General features: G+C 72.3%; 12 protein-coding genes. 8 read left to right on the top strand and 4 right to left on the bottom strand.

Features of this window, described 5'->3' with window-relative positions:
- On the top strand, positions 1-2,406 hold the full coding sequence (locus tag ACFFKU_RS06605) for an FdhF/YdeP family oxidoreductase (RefSeq protein ID WP_380136652.1): 2,406 nt from the start codon (positions 1-3) through the stop codon (positions 2,404-2,406).
- Between the two features lie 12 nt (positions 2,407-2,418).
- Here ACFFKU_RS06605 and ACFFKU_RS06610 read toward each other — a convergent pair whose 3' ends face one another.
- Positions 2,419-2,892 (bottom strand): hypothetical protein, encoded by a 474-nt coding sequence (locus ACFFKU_RS06610; RefSeq protein ID WP_380136654.1) that lies wholly within the window; start codon positions 2,890-2,892, stop codon positions 2,419-2,421.
- A 25-nt stretch (positions 2,893-2,917) separates the two neighbouring features.
- Positions 2,918-3,835, bottom strand: coding sequence for a cation diffusion facilitator family transporter (locus tag ACFFKU_RS06615; protein ID WP_380136655.1), 918 nt, complete (start codon positions 3,833-3,835; stop codon positions 2,918-2,920).
- Positions 3,836-3,967: 132 nt separating this feature from the next.
- On the opposite strand from ACFFKU_RS06615, the gene ACFFKU_RS06620 reads away from it, so the two are divergent.
- On the top strand, positions 3,968-4,825 hold the full coding sequence (locus tag ACFFKU_RS06620; protein ID WP_380136656.1) for an NAD-dependent epimerase/dehydratase family protein: 858 nt from the start codon (positions 3,968-3,970) through the stop codon (positions 4,823-4,825).
- A 3-nt stretch (positions 4,826-4,828) separates the two neighbouring features.
- The gene (locus tag ACFFKU_RS06625) at positions 4,829-5,449 is read left to right on the top strand and encodes a DUF2238 domain-containing protein (protein WP_380136658.1); all 621 of its coding nucleotides are present in this window, start codon (positions 4,829-4,831) and stop codon (positions 5,447-5,449) included.
- Here ACFFKU_RS06625 and ACFFKU_RS06630 read toward each other — a convergent pair.
- Complete coding sequence (locus ACFFKU_RS06630; protein ID WP_380136660.1) at positions 5,376-6,437, bottom strand: LacI family DNA-binding transcriptional regulator; 1,062 nt, start codon at positions 6,435-6,437, stop codon at positions 5,376-5,378. The genes ACFFKU_RS06625 and ACFFKU_RS06630 overlap by 74 nt on opposite strands.
- Positions 6,438-6,529: 92 nt before the next feature.
- On the opposite strand from ACFFKU_RS06630, the gene ACFFKU_RS06635 reads away from it, so the two are divergent.
- Genes ACFFKU_RS06635 through ACFFKU_RS06655 form a run of 5 tightly spaced genes read left to right on the top strand, consistent with a single transcriptional unit; the run spans position 6,530 to position 12,395 of the window.
- On the top strand, positions 6,530-7,843 hold the full coding sequence (locus ACFFKU_RS06635; RefSeq protein ID WP_380136661.1) for an ABC transporter substrate-binding protein: 1,314 nt from the start codon (positions 6,530-6,532) through the stop codon (positions 7,841-7,843).
- A 13-nt stretch (positions 7,844-7,856) separates the two neighbouring features.
- Entirely contained in the window at positions 7,857-8,798 is a 942-nt protein-coding gene (locus ACFFKU_RS06640) for a carbohydrate ABC transporter permease (protein WP_380136662.1), read from the top strand.
- Positions 8,795-9,694, top strand: coding sequence for a carbohydrate ABC transporter permease (locus tag ACFFKU_RS06645; protein WP_380136663.1), 900 nt, complete (start codon positions 8,795-8,797; stop codon positions 9,692-9,694). The genes ACFFKU_RS06640 and ACFFKU_RS06645 overlap by 4 nt, the downstream gene beginning before the upstream one ends.
- 49 nt (positions 9,695-9,743) lie before the next feature.
- A complete protein-coding gene (gene arfA / locus ACFFKU_RS06650; RefSeq protein WP_380136665.1) occupies positions 9,744-11,279 on the top strand; it encodes an arabinosylfuranosidase ArfA in 1,536 nt (511 codons plus the stop codon).
- Between the two features lie 51 nt (positions 11,280-11,330).
- On the top strand, positions 11,331-12,395 hold the full coding sequence (locus tag ACFFKU_RS06655) for an ABC transporter substrate-binding protein (protein WP_380136666.1): 1,065 nt from the start codon (positions 11,331-11,333) through the stop codon (positions 12,393-12,395).
- 28 nt (positions 12,396-12,423) lie between these two features.
- On the opposite strand, the gene ACFFKU_RS06660 is transcribed toward ACFFKU_RS06655, so the two are convergent.
- Entirely contained in the window at positions 12,424-13,581 is a 1,158-nt protein-coding gene (locus ACFFKU_RS06660) for an ROK family protein (protein ID WP_380136668.1), read from the bottom strand.
- Positions 13,582-13,588 lie beyond the last annotated feature (7 nt).

Genomic DNA, 13,588 nt, shown 5'->3' on the forward strand with positions numbered 1-13,588 from the left:
ATGAGCATCCTGGGACGTGTGCCTGCGCCGACCGACGACGTCGACGAGTCGAAACTGCACGTCTCCGCGCGCAAGCACTACGCCGCCGGGGTGCCCGCCGTCGCCGTGGCGATGCAGCACGGGGTGCAGCAGATGGGCGTGCGCCGGACGGCCCAGACGCTCCTGCGGCTGAACCAGGTGGGAGGGTTCGACTGCCAGGGCTGCGCGTGGCCGGACCCGGACCCGGACCACCGCCACACGGCGGAGTTCTGCGAGAACGGCGCCAAGGCCGTCGCCGAGGAGGCGACGCTGCGCCGGGTCACCCGCGAGTTCTTCGCCCGGCACTCCGTCGACGACCTGGTCGGTCGCACCGACTACTGGCTGGGCCAGCAGGGGCGCCTCACCGAGCCGATGGTGAAGCGTCCCGGGTCGCGCCACTACGAGCCCGTCTCCTACGACGAGGCGTTCCGCATCATCGGGGCCTACCTGAACTCGCTGCCGTCGCCGGACGCGGCCACCTTCTACACCTCGGGCCGGACCTCGAACGAGGCCGCCTTCGCCTACCAGTTGTTCGTCCGCGCGTTCGGGACGAACAACCTGCCGGACTGCTCGAACATGTGCCACGAGTCGACCTCGGTCGCCCTCGGGGAGGTCATCGGGATCGGCAAGGGCAGCGTGCACCTGCGCGACTTCTCCGAGACCGACCTGATCCTGGTCGTCGGTCAGAACCCGGGGACGAACCACCCGCGGATGCTCTCCGCGCTGGAGCAGGCCAAGAAGAACGGCGCCCGCATCATCGCGGTGAACCCGTTGCCCGAGGCCGGGTTGCTGGCCTTCAAGAACCCGCAGACCCCCAAGGGGCTCGTCAAGGGGCAGGGGTTGACCGACCTCTTCCTGCCGATCCGCGGCAACGGCGACCTGGCGCTGTTCCAGTGGCTGGGGCGGGCCGCGCTGCGCGCCGGCAAGATCGACCGGGAGTTCGTGGAGTCGCAGACGTCCGGGTTCGACGACTGGGCGCGCCACGTCGAGGCGCTGGACGAGGCCGAGGTCCTGCGGGCCACCGGTCTGAGCCGGGTGCAGCTCGACGAGGCCGCCCGGATGCTGCTGTCGGCCAAGTCCTTCATCACCTGCTGGGCGATGGGGGTCACCCAGCACGTGAACGCCGTGGGCACGATCAAGGAGATCGTGAACCTGCACCTCGCCACCGGGGCGATCGGTCTGCCCGGTTCGGGTCTGTGCCCCGTGCGCGGACACTCCAACGTCCAGGGCGACCGGACCATGGGCATCTGGGAGCGTGCACCGCAGCACTTCCTCGACGCGATCCGCGACGAGTTCGGGTTCGACCCGCCCCGCGAGCACGGGCACGACGTCGTCGACTCGATCCGCGCCATGGCCGAGGGCAAGATCCGGTTCTTCCTCGGCATGGGCGGCAACTTCATCGCCGCGGCCCCGGACACCGCGGTCACCGAGAACGCCCTGGCGTCCTGCGGGATGACGGTGCAGGTCTCGACCAAGCTGAACCGTTCGCACGCCGTGTGCGGGGAGACCGCGATCATCCTGCCGACGCTCGGTCGCACCGAGCGCGACGTCCGGCAGGGCGTCTACGACCAGTTCGTCACCGTCGAGGACTCGATGTCCGAGGTGCACGCCAGCCGGGGTCGGCTCGCGCCGCCCGCGCCCGGGGTGCGCTCGGAGGTGCAGATCGTCTCCGGCATCGCGGCCGCGACCCTGGCCGGACGCGAGGACGCCACCGGCACCATCGACTGGTCGGCCTTCGCCGAGGACTACTCCGTCATCCGCGACCACATCTCCCGGGTGGTGCCGGGGTGCGAGGACTACGACGCCAAGGTGCGCCGGCCGGGAGGTTTCCAGCTGCCGCACCCGCCGCGCGACACGCGGACCTTCGACACCCCCTCCGGCAAGGCGCAGTTCGGGGTCGTGCCCCTGCAGGTCCTGGAGCTGCAGCCCGGGCAGCTCCTGCTGCAGACCATGCGCAGCCACGACCAGTACAACACCACCATCTACGGGCTCGAGGACCGTTACCGCGGCATCCACTCCGGGCGCCGGGTGGTCTTCCTCTCCGCGGCCGACGCCAAGGAGCGGGGTTTCGCCGACGGCGACGTGGTCGACCTCATCGGTGTGTGGGACGACGACGTCGAGCGCATCGCCCCGGCGTTCCGGGTCGTCGTCTACGACATCGCCCGCGGGTGCGCGGCGGCCTACTACCCCGAGACCAACCCGTTGGTGCCGCTGGACTCCACCGCCGAGGCGAGCAACACGCCCACGTCCAAGGGCGTCGTCGTCACGCTGCGGGCCTCGACGACCGACCCGACCACGGCCGAGCGGGCCGACATCCGCGACGTCGCGGCCGAGTTCGGCGACCTGGACGCCGACAAGCGGGCGCCGGAGACCACGCACCTGAGCTGAGCCCCGCGGGGATCAGGGCATCTCGGTGAGCTCCGCCCGCCGGACCTCGGCCAGGGCCGACCGCAGGGTCGGTCCGGGGTCCGGCGGGGGCGGCAGCAGGCTGGTCAGCAGCAGCAGCGCGTGGCCCAGGGTGAGGGCGGGGGAGGCCGCGTCCATCGTCTCGGCCAGGTCGTGCGCGCCGAGGGCCCCGGTCACCACGACGACCAGCAGCTGCGGCTCGAGCCGCGGCCACCAGGTCGCGGCGCGGGCGGCGGACGCCACCGCGTCGCGCAGGTCGTCGGCGTCCAGCCCGTCCGGATGGGCCCGTTCCAGCTGCTCGCGCAGCGCCCAGCCGAGGACGACGTGCACCTGCTCCGCGTCCATCGTGGCCAGCTCCAGGACGGCGGCCTCGAACGCCGTGACGTCCGGCTCCACCGCCGCGGCCACGGCCGCGGTCACGGCGCTCGTGATCGCCCCGGGGGTGGTCGGGCGGCGGGCCCGGCTCACGGGAGCGGCCCCGTCCCGGCGTCCATCAGTGCGTGGCGATCTCGTGCTCGGCGTGCTGCTCGGGTTCCAGCTGGAACGTCGAGTGCTCGACGGTCACCGCGAAGTGCTCCGCGACGCACTCCTGCAGCTGGTCGAGGATCTCCGGCACGTGCCCGTCGGTGAAGCACCCGTCGGCGACGACGACGTGGGCCGAGAGCACCGGCAGACCCGTCGCGATGGTCGAGGCGTGCAGGTCGTGGACGGCGACGACGTGCGGCACCTCCTCGAGGTGCCGGCGCACGTCGGCGAGGTCGAGGCCCCGGGGGGCCGACTCCAGCAGCACGTCCACGGTCTCCCGCAGCAGCTTCACGGTGCGGGGCAGGATCAACGCCCCGATCAGGAGCGAGACGACCGCGTCGGCGCGGGTCCAGCCGGTCGTGGCGATGACCACGGCCGCCACGATGACCGCGACCGACCCGAGGGCGTCGTTGACGACCTCGAGGAAGGCGGCCCGCATGTTGAACGAGTTCTTGCGGCCCCCGGAGAGCACCAGCAGGGCGACGACGTTGGCCGCCAGCCCCACGACGCCGAAGACGAGCATGGCCCCGGAGGCCACCTCCGAGGGCGTCACGAGCCGCTTCACGCCCTCGACCAGGATGAAGACCCCGACGCACAGGAGGATCCCGGCCTGCAGGGCGGCCGCCAGGACCTCGGCCCGGCGGAACCCCCACGTGCGGCGCAGGTCGGCGGGACGCGCGGCCAGGCTGGCCGCCAGGAAGGCGATCAGCAGCCCGGCGGCGTCGGTGAGCATGTGGCCGGCGTCGGCCAGCAGGGCCAACGACCCCGACCAGAGTGCGCCGACCGTCTGCGCGACGAGGACGGTCCCGGTGAGGGAGAGGGCGACGAGCAACCGGCGGCGATCCGTGCCAGCGTGACCGTGTCCGTGCCCGTGGCCGGCGCCCATCAGGGCGACCGGACGATCGCCGGGACCCGCGCCAGGACATCGTCCGGGTGGGGCGTCGCCATGGCCACAGACACTACAACGGGTACGAGCACGAGCGCCGACGTCCGGTCGGCGGGAACCGGAGGATCACCGATGAGCGAACGCGTCGTCGTCACGGGAGCAGCGGGCAAGCTGGGGCGGGCGGTGGTCCAGGACCTGTCCGAGCACGGGTTCTCGGTGCTGGCCCTGGACCGGGTGCGCCCGCAGGGCTGGGCGGGGGACTTCCTGCAGGTCGACCTCACCGATCAGGCGCAGGTCGTGGAGGTCCTCGCGGCGCGCACCGACGAACGCAGCACCGTGCCCGTGGACGCGGTGGTGCACCTCGCCGCCGTCCCGGCCCCGGGTCTGCTGCCGAACTCGGCGACCTTCACCAACAACATGCCCGCGACGTGGAACGTGTTCACCGCCGCGCGCGCCGCCGGGATCCGCCGCGTCGTGTGGGCCTCCAGCGAGACCGTCCTCGGGCTGCCGTTCGAGACGCCCCCGCCCTACGCCCCCGTGGACGAGGAGTACCGGCCGCGACCGGAATCCACCTACAGCCTGGTCAAGACGCTGGAGGAGGAGCTCGCGCACCACCTGTGCCGCTGGGAACCCGGGTTGAGCATGACCGGGTTGCGCTTCTCCAACGTCCTCGGGCCCGAGGACTACCCGGGGTTCGCCGCGTGGCAGGACGACCCGTCGGTGCGTCGCTGGAACCTCTGGGGCTACGTCGACAGCCGGGACGGGGCCCAGGCGGTCCGTCGTGGACTGGCGCGGACGGAACCGGGGGTGGAGGTGTGCATCGTGGCCGCGGCCGACACGGTCATGGAGCGTCCGAACGCCGAACTCCTGGCCGCGGAGTTCCCCGGCCTCGAACTGCGCCGCGAGGTGGGCGAGCACGAGACGCTGCTCTCGATCGACAAGGCGCGTCGGCTCCTCGGCTACGACCCGCAGTTCTCCTGGCGGGACTGAGCGGTGCCCCGAGCCACGTCCCGGGCGGTGGCGGCACCGGTCCTCGTGCTGGTGGCCACGCTGGCCCAGCTGGTCCTGGCCACCACGAGCGACCTGCCCCAGTTCTCGGGCAAGGCCTTCGGGGCCCGGCTCGTCTTCTACCCGCTGCTCATGCTGCTCGTCCCGGCCCTGTGGTGGTTGCGCACCCGGGGCCGGGCGGTCGTGCCCTGGGCGGGTTTCACCCTGGTGATGGTGCCGTTCCTGCTGGACGTCAGCGGGAACACACTGGACCTCTACGACCGCGTGGTGTGGTGGGACGACCTGCTGCACCTGCTGAACTGGTTCCTGCTCCTCACGGGCCTCGGTCTGGTGGTCGGGGCCGGCGCCCTGCGCCCGCGGTGGGCACGGGCGGCGGCCGTCGTCGGGGCGGGGGCGCTGCTGGCCCTGCTCTGGGAGATCGGGGAGTGGTGGACGTTCATCCGGCACGGGACGGAGATCGAGACCGCCTACGAGGACACCCTGGGGGACATGGTGCTCGGCACCTCGGGGTCGGTGCTCGCGCTGCTCGTGCTCAATCTGACGACGTCGGGACGGTCCCGGCCGGACCCGTCGACTCCCGGACCACGAGGGCGTGGGCCGCGGTGACCAGGCGGGGCGGGCCGTCGTAACCCGCCAACCGGTCGCCGAGCAGGTCGAAGGCGAGCTCGGCCATGGCGCCGCGGTCGAGGCCGACGGTGCTCAGCGTCGGGGCGCAGAACCGGGCCTCCTCCACGTCGTCCACCCCGACGACGGCGACGTCCTCGGGGACCCGACGGCCGAGACGGCGCAGCGCGTGCAGCGCACCGAGCGCGAGCAGGTCGTTCGCGGCGAACACCGCGTCTACGTCCGGGCACCGGGCCAGCAGGGCCCGGAGGCCGTCGTCACCGTGCCCGCGCTCCCACTCCGGGGTCACCTGCAGGAGCGCGGGGTCGAAGCGGATCCGGGCGCGGCGCAGTGCCTTGCGGTACCCGGCCACGCGTTGCTCCACCACGGGGGAGCGGTCGGCCGGCGCCGTCTTGTCGCCCAGGAAGGCGATGCGCCGACGTCCCAGGTCGATCAGGTGCCGGGTCGCCAGGTCGCCCACGGCCACCGAGTCCAGGGTGACGCGGTCCAGCCCGGCGCCCTCGCCGTTCTCGCCGAGCAGCACGGCCGGGGTGGTGTCCCGGCGCGAGGCGAGCTCGCCGGTGGGGATCGACAGCGGCGCGAAGATCATGCCGTCCACGGAGCGGACGGGGAAACCCCGGCTCACCTCGCGCTCGCGGTCCACCTCGCCGTCGGTCTGCTCGACGAGGACGGTGAGGCCGCGGGCCCGGGCCGAGCGGACCAGGGTCGAGGTCAGCTCGCCGTAGAACGGGCTGGTGACGTTGGGCAGGGCGACGGCGACGGCCCCGGTCCGTCCCTGCCGCAGCTGCCGGCCGCTGGCCGAGGGACGGTAGTCGAGCTCGGTGATCAGGTCCTGGACCCGCCGGCGCAGTTCCGGGCGCACGTGCGGGTGGTCGTTGACCACGTTCGACACCGTCTTGATCGACACGCCGGCGGCCTCGGCGACGTCGCGCAGCGTCGTGGCCCGCCGCGGGCGCTCGGAGATCGTCACGATCGTCAGCATCGCACGCCTTGACGGGGAGCCCGGACGGGTCCAGGATCCTTCCAACGTTGAAAACGTGCAACGTTGAAAGGGGCTCGACGATGACCCTGGTCCGACCCTCCCGGCGGGGCGTGCTCGCCGGACTCGGCGCCGGTGCCGCCACGCTCGGCGTGGGTGCGCTCGGCGCCTGCGCCACCCCCACGGCCGGGGGTTCCGCGGTGCCGCTGGCCTACTGGAACTTCTTCACCGGGGGTGACGGCGGCCGGATGGTCGCCCTGGTGGACGCGTTCCGCTCCGAGGCCCCGGACGTGGACGTCACGGCCACGACCCTGGCCTGGGGTTCGCCCTACTACACCAAACTCGCGATGGCCTGCGCCGGTGGACGGGGACCGGACCTCGCGACCCTGCACCTGTCCCGGTTGAAACCCTTCGCGGCCCATCTGCTGGACCCGTTCGACCAGGACGAGCTGGCCGCCCGGGGGATCACGCGGGAGCAGTTCCCGGCTGCGGTGTGGGAGCAGGCGTCGGTCGACGGGGAACTCTTCGCCGTCCCCCTCGACACCCACCCGCAGGTGCTCTACCTGAACACCGATCTGTGCGACCGGGCCGGCCTGCTCGACGGCGACGGGGAACTGCTGCCGATCGGTTCGCCCGAGGCGTTCCTCGACGCCGGGCGGCGGTTGGCCGAGGTGACCGGGTCCACCGGCATCAGCTGGTCGGCCGCCGACGGCCTGGCCGGGTGGATGCTCCTGTGGACCCTGTACCGGCAGCAGGGGGCGGAGTTCGTGCTGCCCCCGGGCGGACCGGCCGAGGTGGACCGGGAGGCCCTGACCCGCGCCTTCGCCGTGATCCGGGACATGACCGACGGGACCATCTGCTCGGCCACGCTGGACGGACCGGCGGCCCCGGCGGTGTTCGCCTCGGAGCAGGCCGGGATGCTCGTGCTGGGTGACTGGGAGGTCATCACCGCCGAGACCGCCGGGATCCCCTTCACCATGGTCCCCTTCCCCGCCCTCTTCGGCACCGAACCGGTGGTCCGGGCCGATGCGCACTCCTTCGTCCTGCCCCGCCGCGCCGACGTGGACCCCGCCGTGCGTTCCGCGGTGTACGACATGGTCGCGGCCATGCTGCGCAGCAGCGTGGTCTGGGCCGAGGGGGGTCACATCCCGGCCCTCGCCGCCGTCGTCGACTCCTCCGAGTACCTGGCGCTGAAGCCGCAGTCGAACTACCGCGGGGTCGCGGAGTTCGTGCAGTTCGACCCGGACGCCTACTTCTCCGGTTCGGGGTCCCAGCTCATGTCCTACGGCGCCCAGCTCAACCTCTCGGTCGCCACCCGCGTGCAGACGCCCGAGCAGGCCGCGGGCGCCCTCGTCGACTGGCTCGACGACCAGCTCGCGATCCCCAGTCCCGTCTGAGACGAGGTCCCCCGTGTCCGCTCCAGCCCCCGCCGCCGTCCCCGTCCCGACCCCCGCCGAACCCGCCCCGCCCCCGCGACGGCGTCCGGCCTCCGGGGGTTTCCTGTTCGTCGTCCCGTTCCTGGTGTTCTACGCCCTGTTCACCCTGGTCCCGGTGGGCTGGGGGTTCGGCATGAGCTTCCAGCAGGTGAGCCTGGTCGGGGCCCCGACCCGGTGGGCCGGGCTGGACAACTACGCCGAGCTGTTCGGGGACGCGATGGTGTGGACCACGCTGGGCCACACCCTGCTCTTCACCGTCCTGTCCACGGTGCCGCTCGTGCTGGTGGCCCTGGTGACGGCGGTCCTGGTGCACACCGGGGTGCGAGGTCAGTGGTTCTGGCGGTTCACGATCTTCGCGCCGTACCTGCTGCCGGTCTCGACCGTCGTGCTGATCTGGAACTGGTTGATGCAGGGGGACTTCGGTTTCCTGAACCAGGCCCTCACGGCGGTGGGCCTCCCGGCGGTGGGCTGGTTGTCCAGCGAGTCGGTGGCCCTGCTCTCCGTGGTGCTCATCACCGTCTGGTGGACGGTCGGGTTCAACTTCCTGCTGTACCTGGCCGCGCTGCAGGCGATCCCGGCGACCGTGTACGAGGCGGCCGCCATCGACGGGGCCGGCGGCTGGCGTCGCGCGGTCTCGATCACGCTGCCGCTGCTCGCGCCGACCACCGCGCTGGTGGTGGTCCTGCAGATCCTCTCGTCCCTCAAACTCTTCGACCAGGCCTACATCCTGTTCGGCGGGTCGGGCGGTCCGGGTCAGGCCGCCGCCCCCGTGCTGCAGTACGTCTACGACACGGGCTTCGTCAACTACCGTCTCGGGTACGCCTCAGCGATCTCCTACGTGTTCTTCGCCCTGGTCGTGGCCGTCTCCCTCGGGCAGTTCTGGCTGACCCGTCGTCGGGCGAGGAGCGTCGCATGAGCACGACCGGTTCCACCCTGACCCCGTCGCGTCCCGCGGCGCGCCCCGCGGGTTCCGGCCGGGTCCGTCACGTCTCCGTCCCCGTGCGGGCCGCGGTCGTCGCCGTGCTGCTCGCGGTGGCCCTGCTCTGGCTGACGCCGCTGCTGTGGGCGCTCAAGACGTCGTTCACCGCCGAGGCCGAGACGACCGCCGTACCGTTGGAAGCGGTGCCGGAGTCCGGGTTCACCGCCGACGGGTACACGTCGGTGCTCTCCGGTGGCGACCTGCTCACCTGGTTCGTGAACTCCACGGTCGTGGCCGTGGTGGTCACCGTCCTCACCGTCGCGGTGAGCGCCCTGGCCGCCTACGGGTTCAGCCGCTGCACGTTCCGCGGCCGCGGTCTGCTGTTCGCCCTGACCGTGGTCGGCATCATGGTCCCGCCGCAGATCCTGGTGGTCCCGCTCTACCGGGAGGTGGTGGCCATGGGGTTGGCGGACACCTACTGGGGGATCATCCTCCCCCAGGTCGCGGTGCCTGCCATGGTGTTCATCCTCAAGGCGTTCTTCGACGGCATCCCCAGGGAGCTGGAGGAGGCGGCCCGGGTGGACGGCGCCGGCGCGTTGCGCATCTTCGTCCAGATCGTGCTGCCCCTGTCGCGGTCGATCCTCGCCGCCGTGGCGATCTTCGTGTTCATCGGCGCCTGGAACAACTTCCTCTGGCCCTTCATCATCACCTCCAACCCCGACCTCATGACCCTGCCCGTCGGGCTGGTCCAGGTGCAGTCCAGTTTCGGTGTGCGCTACGCGCAGGTCATGGCCTCCGCGCTGCTGGCCGGACTACCCTTGATCATCGTGTTCATGCTCTTCCAGCGTCAGATCATCCGCGGCGTGGCGACCACCGGCCTCGGTGGTCAGTGACGCCGCGAGCCCCCCAGCAGCCCGACCCGAACCGACCGGAAGGAACCCTGTGCGCACCGCACGCCTGACCCTCGATCCCGCCTTCACCGTGGCCCCGGTGCCGCGGCGTCTCTTCGGTTCCTTCGTGGAGCACATGGGCCGCTGCGTCTACACGGGGATCTACGAACCCGGGCACCCGAGCGCCGACGCCGACGGACTGCGCGGTGACGTGCTGGAACTCGTCAAGGAACTGGGCCCGACCGTCGTCCGCTACCCCGGGGGGAACTTCGTCTCCGGGTTCGAGTGGGAGGACTCGGTGGGGCCGAAGGACCAGCGGCCCCGGCGCCTGGACCGGGCCTGGCGGACCACCGAGACCAACCAGTTCGGGCTCGCCGAGTTCAGCACCTGGGCGCGGGCGGCCGGGGTCGAACCGATGATGGCGGTCAACCTCGGGACCCGCGGTCTGCAGGACGCCTGCAACCTCCTCGAGTACAGCAACCACGCGTCCGGGTCGAAGTTCTCCGACCTGCGCGTCGCCCACGGGTCGAAGGACCCGTTCGACATCAAGCTCTGGTGCCTGGGTAACGAGCTGGACGGCCCGTGGCAGACCGGCCACAAGACCGCCCACGAGTACGGACGGCTGGCCGCGGAGACGGGACGGGCGATGCGGCTGATCGACCCCGACGTCGAGCTGGTCGCGGTCGGCTCGTCCTCGCGGTCCATGCCGACCTTCGGGCAGTGGGAGGACACCGTCCTCGAGCTCGCCTACGACACCGTGGACTACATCTCGCTGCACGCCTACTACGAGGAGCACGACGGCGACGCGGGGAGCTTCCTGGCCTCGGGTCGCGACATGGACCTGTTCATCGAGGCGGTCGTGGCGACCGCCGACGCCGTGCGGGCGCGGGGTCGGCACAGCAAGAAGATCAACCTCTCCTTCGATGAGTGGAACGTCTGGTACCAGTCGCGCCCGCACCACATGCCGGGGACGGAACCCTGGGACCCGACCGAACCCGACGAGCGCGCCCCCCGCCTCATCGAGGACGAATACTCCGTCACCGACGCCGTCGTGGTCGGCACGTTGCTGCACTCGCTGCTGCGCCACGCCGACCGGGTGCACATCGGCGCCCAGGCCCAGCTCGTCAACGTCATCGGCCTGCTGCGCAGCGAACCCGGGGGCCCGGCCTGGAAGCAGTCGATCGCCTACCCGTTCGAGCGGATGCGTCACCTGGCGGTGGGGGAGGTGCTGCAGGTCGGGGTCCGCAGCGACCGGTACGAGACCGCGCAGTTCGGCGACGTCGACATCGTGGACGCGGCGGCGACCTGGGACGAGGAGAACTCGGTCCTGGCCCTGTTCGTGGCCAACCGCGACCTCTCCGAGTCGGCGGGCGTCTCGGTCGACCTGCGGGGGTTCGCGAGCCTGACGGCCGTGCGCAGCGCCGAGGTCCTCGCCGCGGCCGAGGGCCAGGACCGGCACACCACGAACGCGGACCAGCACGACGCGGTCGGGCTGCGACCGCTCACCGGGGTGGAGTTCGCCGACGGCCGGTTGCGTGTCGAGCTGCCCCCGTTGTCCTGGGGGGTCGTCACCCTGCACGCCCGCTGACGGGTTCGGGAGGGTTCGGGAGGGTTCGGACTGAGGGTAGGCTCACCTCTCGTGATCACCCCCGGACCCTCCCGTCGCCGTCTGCTGCTCGCGCTCGGCGGGGGGTGCGCCACCCTGATCGCCGGGTGCGGGGACGACGCCGCCAGCGAGGGCACCGCGGCCGTCCCGTCCGCGTCGGCCACCCCGTCGACGGCCGCGCCGGGGGCGCAGACCTGGGTCACCCCGCGCGAGCTGCCCGAGGGCTGGGGGAGCACCGAGGCGGACGGGGTCTTCCCCCGCACCGTGGTCCACCTGCTCGGGGAGACGACCCTGGACCGGGCCCCCACCCGGATCGCCGGCATCTCCACGGGGCAGCTCGACGCGTTGCTGACCCTCGGTCTCGTCCCGGCCGGGGCGACGACGGGGGAGGGGGCCGGTCTCGTCCCGGACTACCTCGCCTCGGAGTTCGCCGACCGGACGTCCGACCTCGCCGCCCTGGCCGACCTCGGGCTCCGCACCGAACCGAACCTCGAGGCGGTGGCGGCCCTCGCGCCCGACCTGGTCCTCGTGAACGCGAGCGGCCCGGACGACCGGGAACTGTTCGACGCGCTCTCGGCGATCGCCCCCACGGTGGCCACCCGCTCCACGGGTCTGTACTGGAAGCAGAACCTGTTGCTGATGGGGGACGCCGTGGGGCTGGGGCAGAAGGCGCGTGCGCTCCTCGCCGATCACCAGGAGGCCGCGGCCGCGTTCGGGGCGGGTCTCACGACGGTTCCCTCGGTGTCCCTGCTGCGCCGCAACGGCGACCGGGTGCGGATCTTCGGTGTCTCCTCGTTCGCCGGCTCGGTGCTGGAGGACGCCCGGTTGCCGCGCCCGGAGTCCCAACGTTTCACCGATTCCGTCTCGACGGATCTCAGCCCGGAGCAGCTCGGCGACGCCGACGGCGACTGGATCTTCTTCGGGGTGCAGGGGGGTGACGCGGCTGAGCTCACGGCCCTGCCGCTGTGGTCCGGACTGGCTGCGGTGCAGTCGGATCGGGCCGTGGAGGTCGACGACGACCCCTTCTACCTGAACACCGGTCCGACGGCCGCACGACTCGTCCTGGAACAGCTGCAGACCTCGCTGACGACCCGCTAGGTCGACCTCCCGCCCGGCCGACGCAGCGTCAGGCGGGTGCGCCGAGCCAGGCGCTGCCCTCGACCCACTGCTGCACGGCGACCCCGGCCGCCCCCCGGGCCCAGATGGCTCGGTCGTGCGGTTGCACGACGACCTCGGGCAGTTTGCTGTTCGGGTCGCGGTGCTCCCGCAGGGCGGCGAAGAGTGCGTCGCGCCCCAGGTTCGCCACCTCGATCGACTCCCCGGTCAGCAGGATGCGGCGGACGCCGGTGAAGTTCGCGACGTCGGCGGCGAGATGGCCGAGGTGGGCGGCGGCCTCCTCCACGACGCGCCCGGCGACCGGGTCGTCGGCGCGGGCGAGCTGCAGGAGTTCCTCCCACTCCACCGTCCGGCCGAGACCCACGGTCGCGGCCGCGGCCATGGCGTGCTGGGTGAGGAGAGCGGTGGCGCACCCCTGGTGACCCTCGACGCAGCGGGGGCCACCGAAAGCGAGACGGTGGTGACCGAGCAGCTGGTGGGCGGTGTCGGAGTTCTCCACGAGCTGGTCGTGCAGCACGAGGCCGTAGCCGACCCCGGCGCCGATCGTGATGACGGCGAAGTCGCCCTGCCCGCGGCCCGCCCCGAACCAGTGCTCGGCCCGGGTGAGGGCGGCCAGGTCGTTGGACAGCACCACGGGCAACCCCGTGGCCGCGGACAACCGTGGGCCCAGCGGCAGCGGACGTTCCCAGCCGAGGAACCGCGCGAAGCGGACCACCCCGCCGGGGTCCATGTACCCCCCGATGGAGACCCCGAGGCCCTGGGCCGTCGTCCCCGCGCTCAGCTGCTCGACCAGCTCGGCCACGGTCGCGACGATCCATTCCGGGGAGGGATCCTCGGTGGCCACCTGCAGGCGGCCACCGACCGTGGTGCGCAGGTCGGTCACGACCGCGGTGACGGACTCGGCGGCGATGTTCACGCCCAGGAAGTGGTGCCGGTCGGTGGCCAGGTCCAACGGTCGCATCGGGCGACGGGTGCCCGGGTCGGTGACCGTCCGCCCCTCGACGACGACCCCCGCGCCGACCAGGGGTTTGGACAACCGCGTCAGGCTCCCGGCCGAGAGGCCGAGCCGACGGGCGAGATGGGTGCGCGAGAGCGGGCCGTGGCGCAGCAGCTCGACCGCGACGTCACGACCCGTGCCGGTGACCTCCTCCGACCGCGGTGTCGACATGTGCGCA

The sequence above is a fragment of the Kineococcus gynurae genome (assembly GCF_042433995.1).
In the GTDB taxonomy this organism is placed as follows: Bacteria; Actinomycetota; Actinomycetes; order Actinomycetales; family Kineococcaceae; genus Kineococcus; species Kineococcus gynurae.

Coding starts and splice junctions, on each gene's coding strand:
- ACFFKU_RS06605 (WP_380136652.1), top strand. CDS start 1: ATGAGCATCCTGGGACGTGTGCCTGCGCCGACCGACGACGTCGACGAG.
- ACFFKU_RS06615 (WP_380136655.1), bottom strand. CDS start 3,835: ATGGGCGCCGGCCACGGGCACGGACACGGTCACGCTGGCACGGATCGC.
- ACFFKU_RS06620 (WP_380136656.1), top strand. CDS start 3,968: ATGAGCGAACGCGTCGTCGTCACGGGAGCAGCGGGCAAGCTGGGGCGG.
- ACFFKU_RS06635 (WP_380136661.1), top strand. CDS start 6,530: ATGACCCTGGTCCGACCCTCCCGGCGGGGCGTGCTCGCCGGACTCGGC.
- ACFFKU_RS06645 (WP_380136663.1), top strand. CDS start 8,795: ATGAGCACGACCGGTTCCACCCTGACCCCGTCGCGTCCCGCGGCGCGC.
- ACFFKU_RS06660 (WP_380136668.1), bottom strand. CDS start 13,581: ATGTCGACACCGCGGTCGGAGGAGGTCACCGGCACGGGTCGTGACGTC.